We start from the raw sequence: 25,001 nt of genomic DNA on the forward strand, positions 1-25,001 counted from the left end.
ACTTCGGAAAGGTCTGCCAGAATAGCGGCTTCCTGGCAGAACGGAAATTCTAATTTTGCAGTCCTGCCAATGGTTTCTGATGTAATGAACGCTTGGGCAGTCCGGTTAACGCATTTGTCATACGGCGGCAAGCCCTGAGAAAGCTGACAGGCGTTAGGCTGTTTCCATCACCCCTTCGGGAAGGAAACCGTCCATGCGTCGCGTATTGATCCTATCGGTCTTGCTGTTGGCGTCAGGGTGCGTCAGCGACCGCCATTCCCATCGTCCCCATTACCACGGCGGGCCGCCTGCGCGTGTTTATGCCGCGCCGCCCCCACCGCCGGACTACCGCGGCCCGCGTCATTATTATTCCCCGGAAGCCGATGGGCACCGGCGGAATTGGGAACGGCGCGTCCCTCGCCACTGATCGCCGCCGGATTACGAATTTGTCATACGGCGGCAAGCGGCGTGTGAGGCGCGCAGGCCTAGGATAAGTCTCAGGTGATGCGGCGGAAAGCGCCGCTGTGGAGGATAAGATGTCGATCCGTTTATCGCTGTTGGCGGCCTCGGTGCTTCTATCCGGTTGCGTGACCGGCACGGCGACCTTGGCACATGATCGCTACTATTACGATCAGCCCCGGTATTCACGGTACTATTACGCCCCGCCGCCGCCGCCAGTCTACTATCGCCCGGCGCCGGAATATCGCCCGGTGATCATTTACCGCGACCGGCCTTACCACCGCTACCGGCCCCATTGGCGGGACCGGGACCGCTGGTAGAGTTGCTGCCCCGGCAGCGGTCGGAACAATAGCGCACCTGCGGCCAGTCCCGCGCCCACTTCTTACGCCACGCAAAGGGACGACCGCAGGCGGCGCAGATTTTCTCGGGCAGGGTGAGTTTCTTGTGAACCATCCGCCCGATGTAGACCGGGCTCGGGGCAAAACAAGGCTGCTGGTGCCGGCAGAGGGATTCGAACCCCCAACCTTCAGTTTACAAAACTGCTGCACTACCGTTGTGCTATGCCGGCGGCCTTGCGGATAGCTGCTTGTAAACGTGGAACCTTTCGGGGTCAACACCCCAGCGCGGCGTCAGGGTTCCGCCCAGAGCCGCAGCAGGTTGGCAAAACTCTTCGAGAGAAGATCGAACTCGCGGCTTTTGCCGTCCCGGGCAAACAGCATGCGGCGGGCGGTATCAAGATCAAACAGAATTTCGCGCCGGCCTGGATCGCGGATTAGGCTTTGAATCCAGGTGATCGCCACCAACCGCACGCCGCGCGTGACGGGCGCCACTTGGTGCAAGGTTGTAGCCGGATAGAGGACGGCCGCCCCAAACGGCAGTTTATACGCCTGCTCGCCGCCCGGCTGGTCGATGATCAGATCGCCGCCGTCATAGGTTTCCGGGTCCGACAAAAACAGCGTCAGCGCCAAATCGGTGCGCAGCGGCGGGTCGCCCATCAACGGGTCATCGACATGATAGCCGTAGGTCATACCCGGCTCGTAGCGGGCGAAGAGGATGGGGTGCAGCCGCTTCGGGCGGGCGGCAAGGGCAAAAACCGGATGCTGGCGCAGCGCCGTTTCGATTTCCGCCGCCAATTGCGCCACGCCAGGGGCATACGCCTGCTGGTTTTCCTTCACCCCGGCGGCATTCCATCCGGCTGTGGCTTTACCATCAATGAAACGCGCGGTCTTCAATCGGTCCACAAGTGCAGTCAGCCGGTCGGCAGGCAGAATATCGGCAAGACAGAGCTGCATGGGAAATCTCACAGTGCAAATCATTCGCAACTAATCTTGCGAATGCGTCGCGTTCCTGCCTACACTCCGGCCCAGGTTCATGCAAGGGGCAGGGCGCCGCAGCGGCGCGTCCCAGGGGAGCAGAGGATGCAGAAGACGACGAAATTCTGGGTAGGCGTCGGCGCCTTTCTGGTGGCGAGCACGGCCGGGGAAACGCTGGTGACGGACCCGATGGCCGTGCTCAGCAATCCCATCCCGGCCGCGCTGGCCGCCGGGGGCGAAGGCGGCGAGACGGGGGGCGAGGGCGGGGGACGCCCGGCGAGCTATAAGCTGAATTCGACCGATGCCAATGCTTTTGCCTTTGATGCCTCAGCCCAGGTCACTGGCTATGTCGCCCATGTTTTTGAGAGTTACACGGCGGCCCATCGCGGCGCCAAGCGCTTGCAGGCGGCGATTGACCGTTTCCTGAAGTCGCCGAACGCCACAACGCTGGCCGATGCCCGTAATGCCTGGACCTCGGCGCGCGTCTTCTATCTGAAGACCGAGGCCTTCCGTTTTTATGATGGTCCCATCGACCTCAAAACCCCGACCGGAAGCGAGGAAGGGCCGGAAGGCCATATCAACGCTTGGCCGCTGAACGAAGCTTTCATCGACGGCGTAAAGGGCAATCCGAAATCTGGCCTGATCAACGACCGCAAAGTGCCGGTGACTCGTGCGGCGATTTTGGAACGCGATCAAGTGTCGGACGAAGCCGACGTAACGACCGGTTGGCATGCCATCGAGTTTCTGCTGTGGGGCCAGGATTTTTCGGCCACCGGACCGGGGAACCGTCCCGCCAGCGACTATACGCCCGGTCAGGGGAATAACGACCGCCGCCGCGCCTATCTGAAAATCGTCACCGATATGCTGGTGGATGATCTCGGCGCGCTGGCGAAGGCTTGGGATCCGGCGGGTAAGGACAATTATGCCGCCTATTTCAAGGCTCTCGACCAGCGCGAAGCCTTGGGCCGTATCTTCGCCGGGGTAGCCAGCCTGTCGGGTTACGAGTTGATGTCCGAACGCCTTGCCGTGGCGCTCGACTCGGGCGATCAGGAAGATGAACATTCCTGCTTCTCCGATACGACGTGGCAGGATTTCCTGTTCGATATTCGCGGTATCCGCGAAGTCTATAGCGGCGGGGCGGCGACCCCGGCGGGGGCATCGCTGCAAGCGCTGGTCGCCCAGCGCGCGCCCGAGGTGAATAATGCCGTGCTGGCTGCCTTGGCGGCGGTGGAAGCCGATGCCGAAGCCCTGCCACGCCCGTTCGATCAGGAAGTGCTGCGCGCTTCGAAAGACAGCGAAGGCCGCAAGACCGCCGAAAAGCTGGTGAAGGATCTGACCACTCTCGCTTCGGCGCTCGCCGATGCCGGGGCGGCGGTCGGGGTATTGGTTGTCGTGCCGACTGCCCATAAGGCCGAGTAAGCAGAATGTCGTTTCGATGCTGGGAACCCGTCGGCCCGGCTGTGATCCTGATGGGGGCGCTGCTTGCAGCGCTTCCGCTTCAGGCGCAGGACGCGCCGCTCGGCCCCGATCTCGCAGGGACCACAGGCCGCAAGATCGTTACACAGATGGCTTTCACCCTGCCGCTCGCTGGCCTTGATGCCGAACGGCAGCGTGAGTTTTTCTTCGGCAATCGTCTGTTCAACACCAATTGGGTGGCGGCGCCGTCCTCCACGGAGAAATTCGACGGGCTGGGGCCGACGTTCAACCGTGTGTCCTGCGACGCCTGCCACCTGCGCGATGGGCGCGGGCAGGTGCCGGACAGTGCAGGCGAACCGCTGCAATCGGCCTTAGTGCGGATTTCTGTTTGGGATGTGGCGACAAAAACCGCAATCCCCCATCCGGCCTATGGCGACCAGCTTAACGACCGCGCGATTTCCGGCGTCAAAGCCGAAGCGCGGGTGCGGGTGAGCTGGGCCGAGGTGCCGGGAAAATTCGGCGACGGCAGCGCCTATAGTCTGCGCAAACCTACGATCCAGATCGACCAGCCCGCCTATGGACCGTTGGGGAAGGATCTGCTGACTTCCCTGCGGGTGGCGCCCGCCGTCATCGGCCTTGGGCTGCTGGAAGCCGTGCCGGAGGCCGATATTCTCGCGCTGGCCGAAAAGCAGGCCAAGGACGGGATCGTTTCGGGCCGTCCCAATCGGCTCGACGGCGGCAAGCTGGGGCGGTTCGGCTGGAAGGCCAATCAGCCCGACCTGCGCACCCAGAACGCTGGGGCAGCCAATGGCGATATCGGCATCACGACATCCCTCTTCCCCAAGCAAAACTGCCCACCCGCGCAAAAAGCCTGCCTGGCCGCACCTAACGGCGGGGAGCCGGAGATGAGCGACGCGTATCTCGATAAGCTCACCACCTACACCCAAACCCTTGCTGTACCGCGTCGGCGGGAATGGGAGACGCCGGAATTAACGCGGGGCGAGGCGTTATTCACCGGCTTCGGTTGCGCCGCCTGCCATGTGTCAACGCTGAAAACCGGCGACCATAAAATCCCCGAACTGCGCAACCAGACCATCCATCCGCTGACTGACCTGCTGTTGCACGACATGGGGCCGGGCCTCGCCGACGGCCGCCCGGATCACGAAGCCGGGCCGTCGGAATGGCGCACCCCGCCGCTCTGGGGCCTTGGGATGATCCCGCAAGCCAATCAGCACGAGCATCTGCTGCACGACGGCCGCGCGCGCGGTCCGGCGGAAGCGATCCTCTGGCACGGCGGCGAGGCGGAGACAGCGAAGGAAGCCTTCCGCACCGCCCCCGCAGCAGATCGGGCGGCGCTGGTGGCGTTCCTGCGGTCGCTGTAAGCATCAGGACCGGTTGGGAATTGCCCCTGTTACGCCGCCAGCACCTGAAAGGCGCTGTTGCCGAAATCAGGCTTGCCGTAGGTTAAGCGCGCGCCCTCAAGGGTCTGCACCGCGCCGCCCGCGCCTTCGATGATGGCTTGGCCCCCGGCGGTGTCCCACTCGCAGGTGCGGCCATAGCGGATCATGATGTCGGCGGTGCCTTCGGCGATCAGGCCGAATTTCCAGGCGCTGCCGCAACTGACGGTCTTGGTCACGCCGCGCGCGGCCAAAGCGGCGTCGGCTTGCGCGCCGTCGCGGTGGGAGCGGGAGATCATTGCCGTCAGCCCATCGGCGGGGGCGGGGCGCATCTGGATTTTCCGCCGCTCGTCCCCGGCGATGCGCCAGGAACCAAGATCGACCCCGCCAAGATAGGCGAGACCCTGCACCGGCACGCTGAGCGCGCCCAGGACGGGGTAATCCCCGGCGATCAGCCCGACCGAAACGGCGAATTCCCCGGTGCGGTTGATGAATTCCTTTGTGCCGTCGAGCGGATCGACGCACCACCATAGGCCGCCGGAGCAATCGGGCCGATGCCCGGCGGCGACCTGTTCTTCCGAGACGATGGGAATATCCGGCGTCAGCGCGGCAAGGCCCGCGAGCAGCACCGCTTCCGCCGCGTGATCGGCCTCGGTAACGGGGGAGCCGTCGGTCTTATGCGCCATCCGGCAACCGTTGGCATAGAGCGGCAGGATAGCCGCCCCGGCGTCGATGACGATCTTCTGCAACCCCGGTAGCAGCGCGGCGAAATCCCTCATTCCGCCGCCGCCTTCACTTGGGCTGCCTGGATCGCCCGCCAGATTTTATGGGGCGTCGCGGGCATGTCGATATGAGTGATGCCATAGGGGCGCAGCGCCTCGATCAGCGCGTTGATCACGGCGGGTGGCGCGCCGATGGCCCCGGCCTCCCCGGCGCCCTTGATCCCCAGGGGGTTGGTGGTGCAAGGGACGTTCCTGAGATGAAATTCGATCTGCGGCAGCAAATCGGCGCGCGGCATGCCGTAATCCATGAAAGAGCCAGTGAGCAATTGGCCCGACTCGGGGTCATAGGCGGCTTCTTCGATCAGCGCTTGCCCCGCGCCCTGCGCGATGCCGCCGTGGACCTGCCCGGCCAGCATCAGCGGGTTCACCACCGCGCCGAAATCATCGACGACGATATAGCGCTCCAGCGTTACGCCGCCCGTGTCCGGGTCTACCTCCAACTCGACGATATGCGTCCCATTGGGGAAGGTCGCGGCGGGGGGCTTGAAGCGCCCGTCGCCGTCGAGTTCCGGGGTTTCGCCGTCCGGCACCTGCCCGGCCTTGGCTTTCGCCGCAACCTCCGTCAGCCCGACCGACCGATCCGTGCCGACGATGGTGAAGCGCCCTTCGGCGAATTCCACGTCCGCCGTCGCCGCTTCCAAGAGATGCGCGGCGAGGCGCTTGCCTTTTTCGATCAGGGCTTCCGCCGCGCGGGTGACGGCGACGCCGCCGATGGGGACGGAGCGCGAGCCGCCCGTGCCGCCGCCCGTGCGGATGCGATCGGTATCGCCCTGCACCATCGTCACTTCGGCAATGTCGAGGCCCAGCGCGTCGGCGGCCAACTGCCCGTAGGCGGTGGCATGGCCCTGGCCGTTGGACTGGGTGCCGATGAAGATCGTGACCTTACCCCCGGCATCCATCACCAGCCGCGCATCCTCCGGGCTGCCCCCGGCGCAGGCTTCGATGTAGGAGGACAGGCCGATCCCGCGCAGCTTGCCCTTGGCGGCGGATGCGGCGCGGCGGGCTTCGAACCCATCGAGATCGCCCAGGCGCAAAGCTTCGGTCAGCGTCTGGTTGAAATCGCCGCTGTCGTAGGTCTGGCCCAGCGCCGTCTTATACGGCATGGCGGCGGCGGGAATGAAGTTGCGGCGGCGGATTTCGGCCGAGGATAGGCCGGTGACGCGCGCTGCTTCCTCCACCAGTCGTTCGATGACGTAAGCGGCTTCCGGGCGGCCTGCACCCCGATAGGCATCGACCGGCGCGGTATGGGTGAAGACGCCGCGCACGCGCACCGAGGCGCAGGGAATGGCATAGACGCCGGTCAGCATCATCGTTCCGGCCAGCGTCGGGATGAACGGCCCATAGGGCGACAGGGTGCCGCCGAGGTTGGCGATGGTATCGACCGACAGCGCCAGGAATTTTCCGTCCGCATCCATCGCCACGGCGGCTTCCGTTACATTGTCGCGCCCGTGGGCGTCGGCTTGTGAGGAGTCCGACCGCTCGCCGGTCCATTTCACCGGGCGGCCGAGTTTCTGCGCCGCCAGCAGCACTAGGGCCTGTTCGGGGTAAGGGAAGATTTTCGTGCCGAAGCCGCCGCCGACATCGGGCGTCACGACGCGCAGCTTTTCGCGCGGCAGGCCGAAAACCTCGTCGGCGAAGACTTCCTGCAAATCGTGCACGCCCTGGCTGCTGGTGTAGAGCGTCAACCGCCCGTCCGCATCGATATCGCCAATGGCGTTGCGCGGCTCCATTGCGTGGGAAATCAGGCGGTTGTTGATCAGGCGGACGCGCGCGGTTTTGGCTGCCTTAGCGAAAGCGGCTTCCACCGCCTCCGGCTGACCCGATCCCCAGTCAAAACAGATATTGCCCGGCGCTTCCGGGTAGACCTGCGGCACGCCCGGTTCGACGGCGCGGGCGGTTTCGACGATAGCGGGATGGTCTTCATAGTCCACCATCACCGTATCGAGCATGTCGCGGGCGGTGGCGAGGTCTTCGGCGATAACCAGTGCCACGGCATCGCCGACGTAGCGCACCGTATCCTCCGCCAGCAGTAGGCGCGGCACGACGACCATCGGCGACCCATCGCGGTTCTTCAGCTTGATTGGCGTCATCAATGGCTTCAGGCCCGCCGCTTTCACGTCCGCCGCCGTCAAGACCGCCAACGCGCCGGGCAGGGCGAGGGCGTCCGTTGCGTCGATCCCCTTGATGGTGGCATGGGCGTAGGGCGAACGCAGCACCAGCGCATAGGCTTGGTTGGGCAGCGAAATATCGTCGGTATAGCGGCCCTGGCCGGTAACGAAGCGCTGATCTTCCACCCGGCGCACCGGTTGGCCCATCCCGAACTGACCCATTCCGCTCTCCCTAACGATCCGAAAAATCCAACGATTAACGGCGTGATCAAGATAGGGACGCTTCGGCACGGAGGCCAGAGGCATTTCCGCAGGGGAGGGGCCAAGCCAAGCCGCGTTAGGGCAAATGCAGGGTCAGGCGCCCATCGGCCCCCTCGATCTTTGTGTCGCCCGGCAGGCTGGCCGTCGCCACCCAAGTCGCCAAAAAAGCCTCGGCCTCTGGGCCGGTCCACAGCCTTGGGAAATCTTGCGATGCCGGGTCCGTGCCGCCGCCGAGACGGAGGGCGTGCACCTCGATTTGCGTCAACCGCCCGGCCTCGAACGTTAGGCAGCCGAGCAGGCTGCGCCAAATCGCCGGATGCGGGCGAACACTGGCCCGCTGCGAATGAAAAAGAAAATTCCCAAGACCGAAAAAGACCGGCTGCCCCGCAATGATCGCTAGGCGTTGAAGCACCGGCGCCCCGTGGCCCAACACCATATCTGCCCCCGCTGCGATCAAGCGTTCGGCCAGGGGGGGAAGCCACGGACCGGGTTCGTGCCAATCGGCGGGCCAATGGTGGGTGTGCACCGAGGCGATGACCAGGGCGCCGCTGGCTTTTGCGGCGGCGATGGCCGTTTCCTGCCGGGCGAGATCATCGGGCGCAACGTGCCAGAGTTCGGTAGCGGTTTCCGCCGGTTGCAGCACTTGACCAAAAAAATCGATGCAGCCCGGCGGGGGCGGGGTTTGAAAGCCGACGGCCACCCGCGTTGCTAGGCGCTGGGCATGGCCAACCGCCTCGGCATAGGCCGCCATGTCGGCCAGCAGGGCGGGCGGCACGCCCAAACGGCGGCTGACCCCCAAGCGGTTGCAGCCGGGGCGTGCCCCGCGCCCATCCTGGCCATCGCTGGCATAGACCGAGGCATCCCACGGTCCGGCGTCCATTGCCACCAAGGCCACCCCCCGCCCGCTGGCAGCCGCTGTTGCCGCCGTCAGCGTTGGCCCGGTTCCCGCGGTGGTAAAGCCGCGCGCGGCCGTTTCCGCGAGCGTGGATAGAATGCCGTTTGGTCCCAAATCGCCTGCGTGATTATTGGCGAGCGACAGATGGGTGAAGCCAAACCTAGCAAGACTATCCAGCATCGCCGGAGCAACGCCGTGGGCGGCCTTATCCTTCGTCGGCCAGCCGCCGTAAGAACCCGCGATGCAGCCTTCGAAATTGGTGAAGGCGGCATCGCAGCCCCGGATAATATTGGCAACCGCCTGGGCCTCGGGATTATCGAGGGCAAACGGGTCGCGGCGGATCAGGGACTGACCCGCCACGGCGATGCGCAGCCTATGGGCGACGGACATTCATCGCGACCGTCTGTTCGTCCCGCCGCCCCTGATAGGTCAGGCCCTTGCGGGTAGCCCAGGCGACTTTCTGCCAATAAAGCGGAATGATCCCGACATCACCAAACGCGATCTTGGCGGCGTGTTGCAGCAGAATTTCGCGCTTATCGTCGTCGAACTCGGCCATCCCCTGTTCTAACAGCAGATCGAAGTTCGGGTTGGAATAGCGCGTGCGGTTGTTACCGCCAAAACCCCGTTCCTTGTCGTAGGTATGCATCACGCTATCAAGACCGGCTGAGGCTTCGCCGGTCGTCGAGCCATAGCTGAATAGGAAGGCCGAATATTCCCCGGCGGTCGCCGCCTTGGCGAACACGCTGTAGGGCAGCGTCTGCACGCCATTCACCTTAATGCCGCCACGCGCAAAAAGCTGGCCGATGGTCTGGGTCACAGCGCTATCTTGGGCAAAGCGGTCATTTGACCCATGCAGCGTTAGCCCGAAGCCTTTCGGCCATCCGGCTTCCGTCAGCAGCTTCTTCGCCCCCTCGGGATCGTAGGCGACCGGGGTGAGCGCCGGATCATAGCCGAAGACGCCTTCCGGGATCATTTGCCCGGCGGGGGTACCGGCGTTGGTTAACACCCTTTCAACGAGGCGGGGGCGGTCGATGAGTTTAGACAAGGCAAGCCGCACCCGTTGGTCTTTCAGCGGGTTCTTCGTCATCGGTTTGCCATCGGCATCGGTCACGAAGGGGCTGACATCGCGGGCGCTATCGAGCGCCATATAGATCAGCCGGAGCGACGAGGCTTCCGACACCGCAACATTCGGGTCGCCCTTCAATTCCTCCAACATGCTGGGCGGGACGAGGTCGATCATTTGCACATCGCCCGCCTTCAACGCGGCAACGCGGGCGGCGGCATTGCTGATAAAGCGGAACTGCACCCGCTCGAACTCCGGCTTGGTGCCCCAGTAATTAGGATTGCGCACCAGATTAAGCTGCGCGCCCGGCACCCAGTTTACGAACTTATAGGGGCCGGTGCCAATTGCGGCCGCCCCAGAATTGAACTGATCGTTGCTGGCGTTCTCCGCCGCTTTTTTCGAAACGATGAACACCCGGCCGATTTCATTAACGAACAACGGGTCGGGCGATTTCGAAGTGATCCGCAGGGTCAGCGGATCGATGATTTCCATCTTGTCGATCCCAGCGACCGAATCGGCAAACGACGCGGGGGAATTCGGAATCGTCGGCGGGCGGCGCAGCGAGAAAACCACATCCTCCGCCGTGAAGGGGCTGCCGTCGTGGAAGGTCACATTCGGGCGCAGTTTCACCTCCCACAGGGTCGGCGACAGGGCTTTCCACGAGACGGCCAACTGGCGTGTCGCGCGCATATTATCGTCAACGCCCGCGAGGCGCTCGAAGATATGGATAGAGGTCATCTGATTATTGCCGGTGCGGGCAAACTGCGGATCAATGGAAACCGGCTCGTTGCCCCGCGCGATAATCAGGTCGGGGGCTTGGCTCAGGGCCGTTCCTGCGGTTAGCGCCGCACTGAGGCCGAGGGCGATGGCAAGGGGGCGAAAACGTCTCAGCATTGGTTAGTCTCCCGTTCTTTTGTGATTCTATAAGGGTTTGGCGTTAGTGACCGGCGCCAAAACCAAGCGCGACGGATGGGCGGCATCAGTATAGATGCGCACGTCGGCCACCTGGGTCGGTCCGCTTTCCCAGGCGGGGGCGCCGGTCTGGGGGTTGACGTCGAAATGCGGGAAGTTAGAACTGGCGATATCCAGCCGCAACCGATGCCCGGCTTTAAACAGGTTGGCGGTCGGAAAGGCCTCCACCTGGATTTTATAGATCGTGCCCGGTTCCATCAGGCGCGGCGCTTCCCACCCATCGCGGAAGCGGCAGCGTTGGATCCCGTGGGTCAGGTTCAGCGCAAACCCCTGCGGATAATCGGCACTCGGCGGGTAAACGTCGATCAGCTTGATGCAGAGATCGAGATCGGGCGCCGAACTGCTGACGAAAATCTCCGCTGTTACCGGCCCGGTCATGTCGAGGTCATGGGTCAGTGGCGGGGTTTCGAAGACCAGAACATCGGCGCGGCTGGCAAGCGGTAGATAGGGCGGCTGGCAGCCGAAGAAGCGCGGGTCTTCCCGCTGGTCGAAGCCACCCCGTTCGATGATCGGATCGCCGGAGGTAATCGCCCCGCCAATCGTCGGCACGGGGTTCTTGGGGTCCGACAAATAGCTGCGGCTGGCCTGGGGTACCTCCGGCGGGGTCGGGCGAAAGCCCCCTTCGGCGGTCAGGAAGAAATCCTGTCGGGCGGCTTGGGGCGGCCATGTCTCGGCCTGCATCCAGGCGCCGCCATGATCCAATCGCCCGTCGCTGCGGCGGGTACCGCTGCCACCCCCCATGCGAAAATAGCGCACGGCAGGCGGCGGCGGTGTCGTCGCGGTGCCGAAGACCCGCGCCATCCAATCCAGCCGGAACGCCATGAAATCGGGGGCCAGTGACCCATCCAGCGTGGCCGCCGGGCCGAAATCCACATCGCCGGAAAAACTATCGCTCCGCCGCCCATGCAACCAGGGACCGAGTACCAGATAGGCCGGGCTGCGCCGCCCGCCACTCGTGAGGGCCGTAAAGTTCTCGATCGCGGTGCGCGGGTAGGGATCATACCAACTCGACATCAGCAGGATCGGCACATCCGGCAAGGTGTCGAGATAACCCAGCGCGTATAAGCCCGGTTTCTGCCAGCTTTCATCGAAGCATTCCGCCTGCCACTGGCTGAAGAAATAGGCTTCATACTCCGGCACCCAGCGCAGGGGGCTGTGCCCCGGCTTCCAGGGCAGCCGATGGAACCAGGCGCGAATATCTTCCTGCTTCAAGGCGGTGGCGACCAGCGGGTCGGCCTTGGCGACGGGGCTAAGATGCGCCTGCTTATAAGCCCAAGTCGCCTGCTTTAGCTCGAACGCGCCGCCCTGGCGGATGCCGCCTTGATAGGCGTTGGAGAAACCGCCGCTGTCGAGCAACATGCCCGCCAGCCCAGTCGGTGCTAGGCTGGCGAGGGCCATCTGGGTATGGGCGCTATAGGATAGGCCGTGCGTCGCCACCCGCCCATCGCACCAGGGCTGCGCCGCCAGCCACTCCACCGTTTCGGCCCCGTCCGCCGCTTCGCCAGTATACTTGCTGAAACTCCCCTCGGACTGATAGCGGCCCCGGCAGTCTTGCATCGCGACGATATAGCCGGCGCGGACAAAGGCGCAGGCTACCGCCTCACGCGACCTTGGCGTGCGGTCGTGAACGCTGATTTCCGAATGGGACGCAGACCGCTTATCGTAAGGGGTGCGTTCCAGCAAAACCGGGCGGCGCCCCTCCAGAATTTTCCCATCCTCTGCCGGAAAATAGAGGTCGGTCGCCAGGCGAACCCCGTCTGGCATCGTGATCATCTGATCGGGCCAGCGGATCACCCGGCCTTGCTCGAGAACATCGGACATTATGCAGCCTCCGCAAGATGGCACGCGGCAGAATGATCGGGGGCCAAGCGGCGCAACACGGGCGCTTCTTGGCGGCAGCGGTCGGTTGCCAAGGGGCAGCGCGGGTGGAAATGGCACCCCGGCGGCGGGTTGAGGGGCGAGGGAATTTCCCCCTTCACCGGCGCAAACTGCTGGCGCCCTGCCCCGATCTTCGGAATTTGCGACAGCAACGCCTGGGAATAGGGATGCCGGGGGCGGGCGAACAGGGTTTCCGTCGGCGCCAGTTCTACCAACCGCCCGAGGTAGAGGATCGCCACCCGGTCCGAGATATGCTCGACCACCGATAGATCGTGACTGATGAACAGATAGGTCAGCCCGCGCGCCTGCCGCAGGTCCATAAACAGGTTCAGCACCTGGGCCTGGATCGACACGTCCAGCGCCGCGACCGATTCGTCGCAGACCAGCAAATCAGGCTTCACCGCTAAGGCGCGGGCGATGCCGATGCGCTGGCGTTGACCGCCGGAAAACTGATGCGGGTAGCGGTGGCGGAAATCCGGGTCCAGCCCAACGTCGCGCATGACCGCCGCCACATAATCATCCATCTCGCGTCGGCGGATCAGACCGTGATAGAGCGGCGCTTCGCCGATCGCTTCCACGATCTTCAAGCGCGGATTGAGCGAAGACATCGGGTCTTGGAAGATCATCTGGATCCCCAAGCCATCATGCCCGCTGCCTACCGGGCGATCATGATATAGAACGCGCCCACCGCTGGCGGGCATGATCCCGGCAACGATGCGGCCCAGGGTAGATTTTCCGCAGCCGCTTTCCCCAACGATGCCGACCACTTCCCCCGCCGTTACGGTCAGCGAGACCGTATCGAGGGCGTGAACGACCGTATCTTCAACCGTCGCCCCCAAGCGGCGGGCAATTTTTCCGGCAAAATCGGGCCTATTCTCGAAACGTTTGCTAACGTCGCGAATATCCAAGATCGGGGTGCTCATGGCATCTCCGCAGAAACAGGGTGAAAGCAGGCCGCCTGCCGCCCGGCGCCGTGATCGGCCAAGGGGGGGCGCGCCTCGCAATGGGTATCGGCGGTCTGGCAGCGCGGGGCGAAGGCGCAGCCGGGCGGCAGGGCTGCAAGCCCCGGGGTCATCCCGCTGATCTGCTGCAAGCGGACGCCGCGCCGATTGGCGCTCGGCAAGGAGCGCAAAAGACCCTGGGTGTAGCGATGCAGTGGCGCGGCAAGAGTTTGATCCGTCGGGCCAAACTCGACGATCCGCCCGGCGTACATCACTGCGATCTTATCGGCGAGACCGGCGACCACCCCAAGATCGTGGCTAATCCAGATCAGCGCAGTTCCCGTCGTTCGGCACAGGGTCTGCACTTCGGAGAGAATCTGCGCCTGGATGGTCACGTCGAGGGCGGTAGTCGGCTCGTCCGCAATGATCAAATCGGGATCGAGCAGCAGCGCAATGGCAATCGCCACTCGCTGCCGCATGCCGCCGGAAAGCTGGTGCGGATAGCACAGCAGCCGTTCGTCGGGCGCCGGAATGCCGACCTTCGCCAACACGTCCCGCGCCCGCTGGCGGGCGGCGTCGCGGCTAAGATCGGTATGGGCTTGCAGCGTTTCGATCATCTGCGTGTCGATGCGCAGGACCGGGTTCAGGGTCATCATCGGATCTTGAAAGATCATCGCGATGCGGTTACCGCGCAGGCGGCGCAACCCTTCGGCATCGAGCGTGAGCAGATCGAGGCCTTGAAACAGCACCTTGCCGCTGGTCACCCGGCCCGGTGGTTCGACAAGGCCGAGGATGGAAAAGCCGGTGACGGATTTGCCGGACCCGCTTTCGCCGACAAGGCCGAGAATTTCCCCTTTCTCAAGATCAAAAGAAATGGCATCGACCGCGCGGGCCGGGCCTTTGGGGGTGCGGAATTCGGTCACAAGGTTTTGGACCGACAGAAGCGGAGCGCGCATGGCCGTCAGCGTCCCTGAAGCCGGGGGTTGAGGATTTCCCGCAGCCGGTCGCCTGCGATATTGATGCTGAAAATCAGCACCAGCAGCAGCAGGCCGGGGAAGACGGCGACCCAATATTTGCCTGTTAGCAAATGTTCGTAACCATTGGCGATCAGCAGCCCCAGCGACGGTTCGGTGATCGGCAGGCCGATGCCGAGGAACGACAGGGTGGCTTCGGTCGCGATGGCGGAAGCGATTTGCAGCGTGCCGACGACGATGACCGGCGGCAGGCAGTTCGGCAGCAGGTGCCGCAGGATGATGCGAACCGGCCCCAGGCGCAGGCAGCGCGCCGCTTCGATATAATCTTTCGACCGTTCGACCAGCGCCGCCCCCCGCACCACGCGGGCAAAATAGGCCCATTGCACGAGGATCAGCGCGAAGATCAGCTTCGCCACCCCTTGCCCCAGGAAGGCCATGATCATCAGCGCGACCAGAATGGTCGGGAAGCTCAGCATGAAATCGACGAAGCGCATGATCAGCGTTTCGGTGCGCCCGCCGAAATAACCCGCCGTCAGCCCAAGCACCGTGCCGAGCGAGACGGCAATCAAGCAGGCGCTGACGCCGACGGCTAGACTGGTGCGCAGACCGTAAACCATCGTTGAGAGCATATCGCGCCCTTGGGCGTCGGCGCCTAGCAGGAAGGTAAACCCTGCTTCGGCCTTGGTGCCCGGCGGCATAAGGTTATCGCCAAGCCCAAGTTCGGCGAGATTATAGGGGTTCTGCGGCACGAGCGACGGGCCGATAACGGCCGTGATCAACAGCAGCAGAACGATGGTCGCGGCGGCGACCGCTAGCGGGGAGCGCGCAAAGAGGCGCAGCAGGGCTGTCGTCGGCATCAGCGCTTCTCCGCCAGGCGAACGCGCGGGTCGAGCGCCGAATAAAGAATATCGACCAGTAGGTTGATCGTGATGAACATTGCCACCACGACCATCAGGTAAGCGACCACCACAGGCCGGTCGAGCTTATAGATACTGTCGATGATGAGCTTGCCGGACCCGGGCCACGCGAAAACGGTTTCGGTCACGGTCGCAAAAGCCACCAACTGCCCGAACTCCAGCCCCGTCACGGTAACGATGGGCACCAGAATATATTTCAGCACATGCACCCCAATAATGCGGCGTTCCCGCAGCCCTTTCGCACGGGCGAATTTCACGAAGTCGAGCACCAGCGCCTCGCGCACCCCGGCGCGGGTCAGGCGGATCAGTAGGGCGGTTTTGAACAGCGCGAGATTGACGGCGGGGAGCAGCAGATGCCGCCAACCGTCGAGGGTGACGAGGCTGGTCTTAACGCCGAAAATCTCCCCGACCGCCCCCCGCCCATTGGACGGCAGCCAGCCCAGCAGCACGGCGAAAACCCAGACCAGCATCATGCCCTGCCAAAAACTCGGCAGGCTGAAGCCGAAAATCGAGGCGGTAACGATCGTCCGATCCACCGGCCCCTCGCCGCGCAAGCCCGCCAGCAGCCCCAGCGGAATGCCGATACCAACCGCCAGCACTAAGGCGACGAACGCCAGTTCCAAGGTTGCGGGCAACCGATCCAAAATCAGCGAAATCGACGGTTCATTGTAAACGAAGCTGCGCCCGAGATCGCCGTGCAGCGCGTTCCAAAGGAAGGTCGCATATTGCACATGCAGGGGCCGGTCGAGACCGAGCATGGCAACCGCGCGGTCGCGTTCCGCTGCCGAAGCATCGGGATCGATCAGCAGCAGCGTCGGGTCGCCGACGCCATAGAGCCCGATGAAGACGATGAAGGACACCGCCAGAATGACGATACAGCTTTGCAGCAATCGCCGGATGATGAAGACGAGCACGGCCCCCAATCCTTATTTTTTATTGGTTAGGTGAAACCCCACGACAGATCATTGCCCAGCGCGGCGCAGTAACGGAAATCGTTTGTTCTGATGGGGCTATTAGGAGAAATTATCTGCCCCAAACCGTGCTGGGAGAGGCGCTGCCGATGGAAAATCTGACCCTGACCCTCCGTCACCTTCGGGTGTTCCGGGCGATCATGGCGACCGGATCGGCCACAGCGGCGGCCGACCGGCTGGCGATCACGCAGCCCGCCGTTAGCCAGCAATTAGCCCAACTCGAAGACGCCCTCGGCCTTAAGCTCTTCGAGCGTAAAGCGGGCCGTCTGATCGCTACCGATCCCGCCGTCGAACTGCATCGGGAGGTGGCGAACGCCTTCGACAGCATCGAGCGGATCGTCAATCTCGCCAGCCGTTTGAAGGCCGATGCCCCGGCCATGCTGCGCATTGGGGCAGCCCATAGTTTGGGCGTGCAGATCTTGCCGCAGATTTGCGGCGCTTTTGCCGAGCGCTATCCGGCGCTGGCCTTCGATCATCAGGGCGGGCTTTATGCCCTGCTCGCGGGGCAGGTAGCCTCGGGCGCCCTCGATCTTGCCATTTTGAAACTGCCGATGACCCACCCGGGCACCAGTGTGTTGCGGCGCTTCGAAGCCCGCTCGGTCTGCATTATCCCGGCGCGCTATCCACTTGCCCAGCGGCAGGGGCCGTTGACGCCGGAAGACCTGCGCGATGTGCCGCTGGTGATGTTGCGCCGCAATAGCCCCTTCCGCCACGATCTTGAGCAGGCCTTGCTGGCCGCAGGGGTGACGCCGCGCATTAAGGCGGAGGCGATGACCGTCGCCACTTGCTGCGGTTTCGCCTCGGTCGGGCTTGGGGTCGCGGTCGTCAATGAATTGATGGCGACGCAGTTCGAAGGCCCGGCGGTCGTAATGCGGCCATTGCATTTTGACGGCGGCCCGCAGATTTTTGATATCATCGTTCCCGCTGGGGTAACGCCGCCCCCCTTGGTTAGCGAATTTGCCGATTTTACGGTGCGCTGGGTGGAGGATAGCCTTACCGCGTTTCGGCAACGCCACGGTATCTGACCCCCAACACGACACATAGCCGTCATGCTTACTGTAAGCGGGAAGCCCCTTGCCACGGAGGTAGGAAAGACGCATAGTGAACCAGTTAACTTTGCTACTGGGTTATGTCCGGCTCCGGCCGCGTTTTCCCCGTCGTGACTTTGATGCCCGTGCTGCATGTTGCGCCGGGTAGCTCCAACGGGAATACCCCAGGAGGCACTTATGTCGAATACCGGTACCGTGAAATGGTTCAACAGCACTAAGGGCTTCGGTTTCATCCAGCCTGACAATGGTGGCGAAGACGTTTTCGTTCACATCTCGGCCGTGCAGCGTGCCGGCCTGTCGGATCTGAACGAAGGCCAGAAGATTAGCTTCGAACTCGTGCGCGATCCGCGTAAGGGCAAGACCTCGGCGGATAACCTCCGCGCGGTCTAAGCTATCCTTCAGTCGGATGCTTTTAGGGCGGCGGCATGGGTTCATGCCGCCGCCCTTGCTTTTGGGAAAAAAATGACAAAAGAAGAATTTATCGAGTTCGAAGGGCACGTCGTCGAAGTGCTTCCCGATGGCCGCTTTCGCGTGAACTTGGAAAACGGGCACGAAATCATCGCCTATACGGCAGGCAAAATGCGGAAAAGCCGCATCCGTTCGCTGGTCGGCGATCGCGTGACAATCGAAATGACGCCCTATGATCTGACCAAGGGGCGCATCACCTATCGGCATAAGGACGAAAAATCGTCCGGGGCGCCCGGCAGTATCCGCCGCCCACCCCCGCGCCGCCGCTGACCGACGGTTGCCTGCGGAAGACGTTCTTGCAGCGCCCGTTGCGCAGATAGCGGTCTTCCGACAGTGATAGGCAGAACGCCAGAACCCGCCGATCCGAGGTTGGATCGCGCCGGTCCACCCCGTACACGGCATTGGCAGCCGCGTTCAACGGCCCCGGATCACGGCATTGCATGATCTGATCATGCAATGCCTGCCACGTGGTGAGACGATTGCCCCTCATCTGTCAGCAGCCCAGGGTGCCAGATGCTCTGGTCGCCGGATGCGGGCACATTGGTATAGGCCTGCAGGCGTTGTCCTGCAGCGGCCAATAAAGGGGCGGCGAAGCTGACTATGGCAGCGCTGTCCAAACCGCCACTTAGATGTTTAGTCCCAGCATAGGGTTGTGTGGCTTAACGATGAAAACGTCCGGCTTGTTTTTCCAGAGTTCTTGGACGGCTTCCTATGGTGTTTTGAACTTTAATGCCTTGATCTGCTAGGCAAAATTATATGCAAAGGGCCAATCACGGACATGGCAGCGCAACTCGTTGATCGAAGCGTATTGGAATAACTTGACCGTCGCTTCCTTGATTGTTCGAACTATGCGTTCTGCCTGGCCGTTGGTCCAAGGGTGATACGGCCTGGTCAAACGATGCTCGATGTTATTCTCACGAGCAACACGACCGAAGATGTGGGGAAAGTCAGGCCGGTGCCTTGCTCGCGCTGAACGAACTGGACGCCGTTATCAACGAGGATCGCGTGGACCTTGCAGGGTACGTGGCGGATCAAAGATTTCGGGAACTCTGCGGCTGCCGGCTTGGTGGCCCTGTGATAGATGCGGGCGAACACTAGCTTGCTGGTTCGGTCCACCGTAACGAACAGAAGCCCTTGCCACCTTCGTAGCGCGATTCGGCGATATCGATATGGAAATAGGCGATCTCGTAGCTCTTGAACTTCTTCGGCTTTTCCCTAACGCCTTTGGGCAGGCGAGAGATGCTGTGGCGGTCCAGGCAACGGTGCAGTGACGACCGCGTCAAAGGCGGGTGTCCCTGAGGGCGACGAGCGACCTCCTCCATCAGCGTGAGTGCGCCTGCTGCCCCATCCTTCGGGATCAGGATTTCCGCTCCAAGGATCTCAACCAGAAATACAAAATGCCACCGCCTTGCGAGACTGGCCAGCGATGGGAGGGGGTTACGAATTACCGCTAGTAGCTCTCAGCAGCGCTGAAAGATGCTAGGGCTTGGTTTTTGATGCTTCGCAGAACAGGGTGAATGGCCTACTAGGGTCGACGCATAACAAAAAAGCCTCTTGGGTTGATAACCCAGAGGCTTTTTGAATGGTGGGCGCGACAGGGATTGAACCTGTGACCCCTACGATGTCAACGTAGTGCTCTCCCGCTGAGCTACGCGCCCTCACTGCGTCGTGAGGCCCGCTTTGTACGAAGATGGGCCGGGGCTGTCAAGCAGCGAAACGCTCGGGTGTCCCGAGTGATCCGGTTGTGCCTGCCTGCCGTACCGAAGGCAGGAGGATTTTGCGATGATACGGCAGGTTTTGGCGGCACTAGCCATCTGTCTCGGGGGGCTGATCAGCCTTCCGGCGGCGGCGACTTCGCGCGAAATTTTCTTTACGGTGGAGCGGAACGGCACGCCGTTCGGCACCCATAGCCTGCGGTTCGAAACGACCCCACAGGCACTGACCGTCTCGGTCGCCATCGATCTGAAGGTCGATTTCGGTCCCATTACGGTGTTTCGCTATACCCACCGCAATCGCGAGGTTTGGACGGCCGGGGCGGGCGGTCTGCGTCTCGCCGCGCTCGACACGCAGACCGATGATGATGGCGCGACGTTCCGCACGGCGGGCGTGGCGCTCGGGCAGGGCTTCCGGCTGAGCGAGGGAGAGGCGACGGGCGTTTTACCGGGGGATATCGTCCCGACAAGCTATTGGCACCGCGCCAGTTTGGAGCGCCGCGCCTGGCTCGATACCCAAAGCGGGCGGCTGCGGCAGGTGCGTGTTCAGCCGCTGGGGCCCGAGAGTGTGACGGTGGCCGGTCAACCCGTCACCGCCAACCGCTACCGGGTAACGGGCGATCTTGAGATGGATCTTTGGTATCTGCCGAACGGCGAATGGGCGGGGCTGGAGTTCTCGGCGCGCGGTTCGCTGATCCGCTATCGGCGCCAAACCCCGGCGGATGTCGCGGTTCTGCCAGAAGGGGTGAAGCCCGCCCCGGCCCTGGCCTCGGCGGCCCCATGAGCGGCGCGCTACGGCTGGTTCTCGGCGATCAACTGACGCCTCATCTGTCGGCGCTGCGCGGGATTGATCCGGCCCACGATCTGATCCTTATGGCGGAGGTGCAGGCGGAGGCGACCTATGTGCGCCACCACCCCAAGAAACTCGGTTTTTTCTTTGCGGCGATGCGACACCATGCCGAAGCGCTGCGGGCGGCGGGGCATAGGGTGCGCTACTTTCGGCTCGATGATACCATGCCCTGTCACAGTCTTGGCGAAGCCATTGCCCGCACTTTGGCGGAGGGTAGGTACGGGCGGCTGATCGTCACCGCGCCGGGGGAATGGCGCCTGCTGGCCGAGGTGGAAAGCTGGGCCGCGCGGTTTGGTCTGCCGGTCGATATCCGGCCCGACGATCATTTTCTCTGCACGCGCGAAGAATTTGCCGCTTGGGCCAACGGACGCAAAGGCCTACGGATGGAGTTCTTTTACCGCGATATGCGCCGCCGCACCGGGTTGCTGCTGGCTGCCGATGGCGCGCCGGAGGGCGGCAGTTGGAATTACGATGCGGAAAACCGGGGAGCTTTGCCCGAAGCCATCCCCGCGCCGGGCCTGTTTCGCGTTCCGCCCGATGACGAAACCTGCGCGGTTCTCGCCCTGGTTGCCGAGCGCTTCCCTGATCATTTTGGCGACCTGGAAGGCTTTGACTATGCCGTAACGCGCAGCAATGCCGAGGCGGCGTTTGAGCATTTTTGCCGCCACGCCCTGCCGCAGTTTGGCACTTATCAGGACGCCATGCGGCAGGCCGGGGGAGCGGAGGGCGATGTGCTATTTCACGCCCGCATCGCGCTTTATCTCAATGTTGGGCTGCTCGACCCCTTGCAGGCCTGCCGCCGGGCGGAGGCGGAGTATCGCGCCGGGCGGGTACCGCTGAATGCGGCGGAAGGGTTTATTCGCCAGATTATCGGCTGGCGGGAATATGTTCGGGGTATCTACTGGCTGAAAATGCCTGACTATGCCGCCGTCAATTATTTTGAGGCCCGGCGCCCGCTGCCCGATTTCTTCTGGTCGGGGGAGACCGATCTAAACTGTTTGCGGCAGGTGATCGGCCAGACCAAGCGCACCGCCTATGCCCATCATATTCAACGCCTGATGGTTACCGGGAATTTCGCGTTGCTGATCGGTGCTGATCCGGCGGCGGTGGCCGAATGGTATTTGGCCGTTTATGCCGATGCGGTGGAATGGGTTGAACTGCCGAATGTCGTTGGCATGGCGTTATTTGCCGATGGCGGGACGATGGCCAGCAAACCCTATGCGGCCAGCGGCACCTATATCGACAAAATGTCGAACTATTGCCGCCGCTGCCGCTTCGATCCTGCCAAGAAGAACGGCCCGAAAGCCTGCCCGTTTAATTACCTCTATTGGGATTTTCTGATGCGCAACCGGGAAAAGCTGCGGGGTAACCCTCGGCTCGCCATTCCCTATCGCACGCTCGATAAACTGCCTGAGGCACGCCAAGCCGCGATTGCCGAGGATACGCGGCGGTTTCTAAAAACACTTGGGGAGGCCGCATGACGCATCTCTGGATCACCGGCGCCAGCCAAGGCATTGGACGGGCGGTGGCCCTTGCCGCCGCCGCGCGCGGCTGGACCGTTTCGGCAACAGCGCGCAGCGCAGCGGGGCTTGAAAACCTTGCGGCGGAGAGTGGTGGGCGCATTCAGGCCTTCCCTGGCGATATTACCGACCGGGCCGGGCTGGCAGCGGTCGTCGCGGCCATCGAAGCCCAGCGCGGCCCCATCGACATCGCTGTGTTGAATGCCGGAACCCACGAGCCGACCGATGGTGCCGCCTTCGATGCCGCCGTTTATGATCATTTGATCAAGGTTAACCTGACCGGAACGGTCAACTCGCTGGCGGCGGTTTTACCGGGGTTCACCCAGCGCCGGGCCGGGCGGGTGGCGCTCGTTTCCTCCGTCGCGGCCTATCGCGGGTTGCCGAAGGCTGGGGCCTATTGCGCCAGTAAGGCGGCGGTAACGGCGTTGGCCGAGTCGCTGCGGTTTGACCTTGCGGCCGTTGGGGTGACGGTTCAGGTGGTCCATCCTGGGTTCGTGCGCACACCGCTGACCGACCGCAACCGCTTCGCCATGCCGTCCCTGATCGAGCCGGATGAAGCTGCGGCGCATATTCTGGCAGGCTTGACGAGCAGCCGGTTCGAAATCGCTTTTCCCCGAGGGTTTATCAGCATGCTGAAATTGCTTCGACTTTTGCCCTATCGGCTCTATTTTCCGCTCGTCGCCCGCCGCACGGGGGTTTCTTCGGGGTTTGAATAATGACCGCGCCGGATATTGAGCCATTTCAACGCTATCTTGAAACCCTAACCCCGCACACCGTGGGGGGGCTCGGCGTTTTGGTGGCGCGCGACGTGCGGTTTATCGATCCGTTTCACGATGTGAGCGGCGCAGTGGCGATGGAAAAAGTGTTTGCCGCAATCTTTACCTCTCTCGCCAACGTCCGGTTTACTGTCACTGACCGTGCTTGGTCGGGAAGCGCTTGGTACTTGCGCTGGCGCTTCGAAGGCGAACGGCGCCAGGGCAGCCAGATCATCGCTTTCGATGGGATGAGTGAGATTTATTTCGACGATGACGGCAAGGTCCGCTTCTATCGCGACCATTGGGATGCCGCGCAAGGGCTTTACGAGCGGTTACCGTTCATCGGGCCTATCCTGCGCTGGCTGCGGCGACGGATTGCGGACGGGGCTTAATCGCCGCCGCTATTGGCCGACGGCGGCAAAGGGTTCGACCAATGACAGGGCAGCGCGTGCCGGTTCCTTACGGAAAAACAGCGTCACTTCGCCAATCTCGATCCCGAATTTCGAAACGCGGGCGCGGTTGATCAGCGTTTCGCGGTCCGCCAGGAACATCCAATCGTTAAAAGTCACGCGCCACGTGCCATCGCCCACCTTTAGGTTCAAGTCATATCGCCAGTTCAAGGCTTTACCGTAGGCGAGGCCGGTGGCCGTGCCGACGACATCATCGGCCCGGCCCTCGTAAGTATGCTCGTCTTTCTTGACGATGGTCCAGACGCGGCGGTCTTTCTCCCCGTCGCCATAGGTGAAATCTTCGTCCAGGGTAAGGGTTTTCCCGTCCCAGGTGCCGGTGATTTCAACAATGAAGTCGCGGCGCAGGTTGCCGAAACGATCTTCGAAAATTCCCCAGGCTTTGGTCCGGCCGTTGAAATAATCTTCAACGACAAAACGCGGTTTGGTATCGGCAAAATCTTGCGGTTTCATCGTGCTGCATCCTGCGAGCAAAGCGAGGGCGCCAAGGACGAGGGCGGCGGGGGCGGCGAGAAGCCAGCGGCGGGACATGTCAGGTCTCCTGGCGGGGGGCGAAGGGCAGCCAGGGCGGCTTCATCCAGCGCGTAGCCGCGCATGAGCCCCCAGGCTGCCAGTTTGAAAAGAAGCGGGGCCGCGCCGTAGAGCAGCGCGAGCGCCCGGGTTTCAGGGGCATTGGGTGTGCCGGGCACATAGCCGGCCCAATCCAAGAGCGGAAACGCAAGGCCGACCGCCAAAGCTAACGACGCTTTGGTCGCCATGCCCCAAAGGGCGAAATAGAGACCGGCACGGGCGCCGCCGCCCGCATGGCTATCGGCCTCGATCACATCGGCTTGCATCGCCGGGGGCAGCACCAGATCGGCGCCGACCATCAGCCCCGTCGCAAGGCAGAGCAGAAGGAAGCCCGCCGTGTCCCCAGCCCCCAGGAAGGGGGCGGGCAGGAAGGCGCAGCAGGCGCCCAGTAACCCCAAGCGCCAGGCGCGGTGCTTGCCGAGGCGGCGGCTGAGCCACAACCAGCTGGGAACGCCCGCCAGCCCGGCACAGAAGTAGAGGGCGAGCGCGGGCCCGGCCAGCGTTGGCGCGCCAATCCGGTCGCTGATGAAGCTGAGGAACAGCGTGGCAGGCAGGCCGTTGGCGATACCGTTCAGCCCATAGGCCCCCAAAAGGCGGCGGAAGGGGGCATTGTTCCTAAGTAAGGCCCAAGCCTGCTTGGGGGCTAGCGGCGGGGGCGCGACGGGGCGCGGTTCGGGCAGGCGGGCGCAGGCCAGCAAGACCGTAGGGATCAAGCCGACCAGGATGACGATGCCGAGGAAGCGCAGGGCTGCCGGGCCACTGAGGCCGAGGAGGGCGGGGGTTGCGGCGGCCACCAGGGTTCCGGCCAGCACGGCGGCTTCCCGCGCGCCCGCGACCCGGGTTCGACCGTGATAGGCTTGGTTGAGATCGGCCCCCCAGGCGAGGTAGGGGACGCTAAAGCCGGTCCAGCCAAGATACAGCAGCAGGCTCCACCCCAGTAGCGACGCTGCGCTGACCGGGCCGCTTGGGGCGAAAAGCGCCCAAATCGCCATCGCCATCGGGCCAAGGGACAGCAGCAACCACGGTTTGCGGCGCGGCCAACGGTCGGCTAAGAGACCGGCAACGGGGTCCGTCAGCGCATCGGCCAGCCGGGCGATTAGCAACACCGCCCCGACCTCCGCCAACCCCAAGCCGAAGTCATCGGCGTAGATCGTCGGAAGATAGAGGTAAAGCGGCACCGACAGCGCCGCCAGGGAGAAGGCGGGCGCCGCGTAAATTGCCAGCCCTAGGCCAGCAAGCCGATCTTGAAAAGCAACGGGCTGCATACCCTTGGTACGCAGCCCG

The 25,001-nt window shown here is 63.2% G+C and carries 24 protein-coding genes, 2 tRNA genes and 1 pseudogene; 11 read left to right on the plus strand and 16 right to left on the minus strand.

Going from position 1 to position 25,001, the window contains the following annotated elements:
* Positions 1–193 precede the first annotated feature (193 nt).
* Together CHR90_RS19075 and CHR90_RS19080 are read left to right on the plus strand one after the other, a co-directional pair.
* Positions 194–406, plus strand: a complete 213-nt coding sequence (locus tag CHR90_RS19075) for a hypothetical protein (protein WP_141210847.1) — start codon at positions 194–196, stop codon at positions 404–406.
* A gap of 109 nt (positions 407–515) precedes the next feature.
* Positions 516–758, plus strand: coding sequence for a hypothetical protein (locus CHR90_RS19080; protein WP_141210848.1), 243 nt, complete (start codon positions 516–518; stop codon positions 756–758).
* On the opposite strand, the gene CHR90_RS01925 is transcribed toward CHR90_RS19080, so the two are convergent.
* The 3 genes from CHR90_RS01925 to CHR90_RS01935 all read right to left on the minus strand — a co-directional run bounded on the left by CHR90_RS01925 (position 694) and on the right by CHR90_RS01935 (position 1,730).
* Positions 694–891, minus strand: coding sequence for a DUF2256 domain-containing protein (locus CHR90_RS01925; protein ID WP_094407186.1), 198 nt, complete (start codon positions 889–891; stop codon positions 694–696). The two genes, CHR90_RS19080 and CHR90_RS01925, sit on opposite strands and share 65 nt — an antisense overlap.
* A 40-nt stretch (positions 892–931) precedes the next feature.
* A tRNA-Thr gene (locus CHR90_RS01930) sits at positions 932–1,006 on the minus strand.
* Positions 1,007–1,067: 61 nt separating this feature from the next.
* Complete coding sequence (locus CHR90_RS01935; RefSeq protein ID WP_094407188.1) at positions 1,068–1,730, minus strand: Fe2+-dependent dioxygenase; 663 nt, start codon at positions 1,728–1,730, stop codon at positions 1,068–1,070.
* 126 nt (positions 1,731–1,856) lie between these two features.
* Here CHR90_RS01935 and CHR90_RS01940 point away from each other — a divergent pair, with 126 nt between their 5' ends.
* Both CHR90_RS01940 and CHR90_RS01945 read left to right on the plus strand, forming a co-directional pair.
* Positions 1,857–3,170, plus strand: coding sequence for an imelysin family protein (locus tag CHR90_RS01940; protein ID WP_141210849.1), 1,314 nt, complete (start codon positions 1,857–1,859; stop codon positions 3,168–3,170).
* A gap of 5 nt (positions 3,171–3,175) precedes the next feature.
* Positions 3,176–4,549 carry a di-heme oxidoreductase family protein gene (locus CHR90_RS01945; protein WP_094407192.1) on the plus strand — a complete coding sequence of 458 codons (1,374 nt, stop codon included), beginning with the start codon at positions 3,176–3,178 and terminating at the stop codon, positions 4,547–4,549.
* 29 nt (positions 4,550–4,578) lie between these two features.
* Here the strand turns inward: CHR90_RS01945 and cysQ are convergent, their stop codons facing one another.
* The 9 genes from cysQ to CHR90_RS01990 form a co-directional block, all read right to left on the minus strand.
* Positions 4,579–5,343 (minus strand): 3'(2'),5'-bisphosphate nucleotidase CysQ, encoded by a 765-nt coding sequence (gene cysQ, locus CHR90_RS01950; protein ID WP_094407194.1) that lies wholly within the window; start codon positions 5,341–5,343, stop codon positions 4,579–4,581.
* Complete coding sequence (locus tag CHR90_RS01955; RefSeq protein WP_094407196.1) at positions 5,340–7,676, minus strand: xanthine dehydrogenase family protein molybdopterin-binding subunit; 2,337 nt, start codon at positions 7,674–7,676, stop codon at positions 5,340–5,342. The genes cysQ and CHR90_RS01955 overlap by 4 nt, the downstream gene beginning before the upstream one ends.
* A 115-nt stretch (positions 7,677–7,791) precedes the next feature.
* Positions 7,792–9,000 carry a CapA family protein gene (locus CHR90_RS01960; protein ID WP_094407198.1) on the minus strand — a complete coding sequence of 403 codons (1,209 nt, stop codon included), beginning with the start codon at positions 8,998–9,000 and terminating at the stop codon, positions 7,792–7,794.
* Entirely contained in the window at positions 8,984–10,567 is a 1,584-nt protein-coding gene (locus tag CHR90_RS01965; protein WP_094407200.1) for an ABC transporter substrate-binding protein, read from the minus strand. Before CHR90_RS01965 ends, CHR90_RS01960 begins: the two co-directional genes overlap by 17 nt.
* Before the next feature lie 27 nt (positions 10,568–10,594).
* Positions 10,595–12,466 (minus strand): CocE/NonD family hydrolase, encoded by a 1,872-nt coding sequence (locus CHR90_RS01970; protein ID WP_094407202.1) that lies wholly within the window; start codon positions 12,464–12,466, stop codon positions 10,595–10,597.
* Positions 12,466–13,446, minus strand: coding sequence for an ABC transporter ATP-binding protein (locus CHR90_RS01975; RefSeq protein WP_094407204.1), 981 nt, complete (start codon positions 13,444–13,446; stop codon positions 12,466–12,468). Before CHR90_RS01975 ends, CHR90_RS01970 begins: the two co-directional genes overlap by 1 nt.
* Complete coding sequence (locus CHR90_RS01980; RefSeq protein ID WP_094407206.1) at positions 13,443–14,420, minus strand: ABC transporter ATP-binding protein; 978 nt, start codon at positions 14,418–14,420, stop codon at positions 13,443–13,445. Before CHR90_RS01980 ends, CHR90_RS01975 begins: the two co-directional genes overlap by 4 nt.
* 5 nt (positions 14,421–14,425) lie before the next feature.
* A complete protein-coding gene (locus tag CHR90_RS01985) occupies positions 14,426–15,295 on the minus strand; it encodes an ABC transporter permease (protein ID WP_094407208.1) in 870 nt (289 codons plus the stop codon).
* Positions 15,295–16,269 carry an ABC transporter permease gene (locus CHR90_RS01990; RefSeq protein ID WP_094407308.1) on the minus strand — a complete coding sequence of 325 codons (975 nt, stop codon included), beginning with the start codon at positions 16,267–16,269 and terminating at the stop codon, positions 15,295–15,297. Before CHR90_RS01990 ends, CHR90_RS01985 begins: the two co-directional genes overlap by 1 nt.
* A gap of 146 nt (positions 16,270–16,415) precedes the next feature.
* Here CHR90_RS01990 and CHR90_RS01995 point away from each other — a divergent pair, with 146 nt between their 5' ends.
* The 3 genes from CHR90_RS01995 to infA all read left to right on the plus strand — a co-directional run bounded on the left by CHR90_RS01995 (position 16,416) and on the right by infA (position 18,113).
* The gene (locus CHR90_RS01995) at positions 16,416–17,351 is read left to right on the plus strand and encodes a LysR substrate-binding domain-containing protein (RefSeq protein WP_094407210.1); all 936 of its coding nucleotides are present in this window, start codon (positions 16,416–16,418) and stop codon (positions 17,349–17,351) included.
* Between the two features lie 201 nt (positions 17,352–17,552).
* Positions 17,553–17,765 (plus strand): cold-shock protein, encoded by a 213-nt coding sequence (locus CHR90_RS02000; RefSeq protein ID WP_094407212.1) that lies wholly within the window; start codon positions 17,553–17,555, stop codon positions 17,763–17,765.
* A 72-nt stretch (positions 17,766–17,837) separates the two neighbouring features.
* On the plus strand, positions 17,838–18,113 hold the full coding sequence (gene infA / locus CHR90_RS02005) for a translation initiation factor IF-1 (protein WP_094407214.1): 276 nt from the start codon (positions 17,838–17,840) through the stop codon (positions 18,111–18,113).
* A gap of 355 nt (positions 18,114–18,468) precedes the next feature.
* Here the strand turns inward: infA and CHR90_RS02010 are convergent.
* Positions 18,469–19,198 (minus strand): annotated as a pseudogene (locus CHR90_RS02010) (integrase core domain-containing protein); the annotation flags it as partial.
* Positions 19,199–19,426: 228 nt separating this feature from the next.
* Positions 19,427–19,501 (minus strand) — tRNA-Val (locus CHR90_RS02015).
* Positions 19,502–19,625: 124 nt separating this feature from the next.
* Between CHR90_RS02015 and CHR90_RS02020 the strand changes: the two genes are divergently transcribed.
* From CHR90_RS02020 to CHR90_RS02035, 4 genes are read left to right on the plus strand one after another with little or no spacing between them, the layout of a single operon-like run.
* A complete protein-coding gene (locus CHR90_RS02020; protein ID WP_094407216.1) occupies positions 19,626–20,339 on the plus strand; it encodes a DUF6134 family protein in 714 nt (237 codons plus the stop codon).
* A complete protein-coding gene (locus tag CHR90_RS02025) occupies positions 20,336–21,886 on the plus strand; it encodes a cryptochrome/photolyase family protein (protein ID WP_094407218.1) in 1,551 nt (516 codons plus the stop codon). Before CHR90_RS02020 ends, CHR90_RS02025 begins: the two co-directional genes overlap by 4 nt.
* A complete protein-coding gene (locus CHR90_RS02030) occupies positions 21,883–22,641 on the plus strand; it encodes an SDR family NAD(P)-dependent oxidoreductase (RefSeq protein ID WP_094407220.1) in 759 nt (252 codons plus the stop codon). Before CHR90_RS02025 ends, CHR90_RS02030 begins: the two co-directional genes overlap by 4 nt.
* Positions 22,641–23,072, plus strand: coding sequence for a nuclear transport factor 2 family protein (locus tag CHR90_RS02035; RefSeq protein ID WP_094407222.1), 432 nt, complete (start codon positions 22,641–22,643; stop codon positions 23,070–23,072). The genes CHR90_RS02030 and CHR90_RS02035 overlap by 1 nt, the downstream gene beginning before the upstream one ends.
* Positions 23,073–23,081: 9 nt before the next feature.
* Here the strand turns inward: CHR90_RS02035 and CHR90_RS02040 are convergent, their stop codons facing one another.
* The gene (locus CHR90_RS02040) at positions 23,082–23,600 is read right to left on the minus strand and encodes a DUF3833 domain-containing protein (protein WP_229671583.1); all 519 of its coding nucleotides are present in this window, start codon (positions 23,598–23,600) and stop codon (positions 23,082–23,084) included.
* Entirely contained in the window at positions 23,597–24,982 is a 1,386-nt protein-coding gene (locus tag CHR90_RS02045; RefSeq protein ID WP_094407226.1) for an MFS transporter, read from the minus strand. The genes CHR90_RS02040 and CHR90_RS02045 overlap by 4 nt, the downstream gene beginning before the upstream one ends.
* Positions 24,983–25,001 lie beyond the last annotated feature (19 nt).

Source organism: Elstera cyanobacteriorum (assembly GCF_002251735.1).
Classification (GTDB): domain Bacteria; phylum Pseudomonadota; class Alphaproteobacteria; order Elsterales; family Elsteraceae; genus Elstera; species Elstera cyanobacteriorum.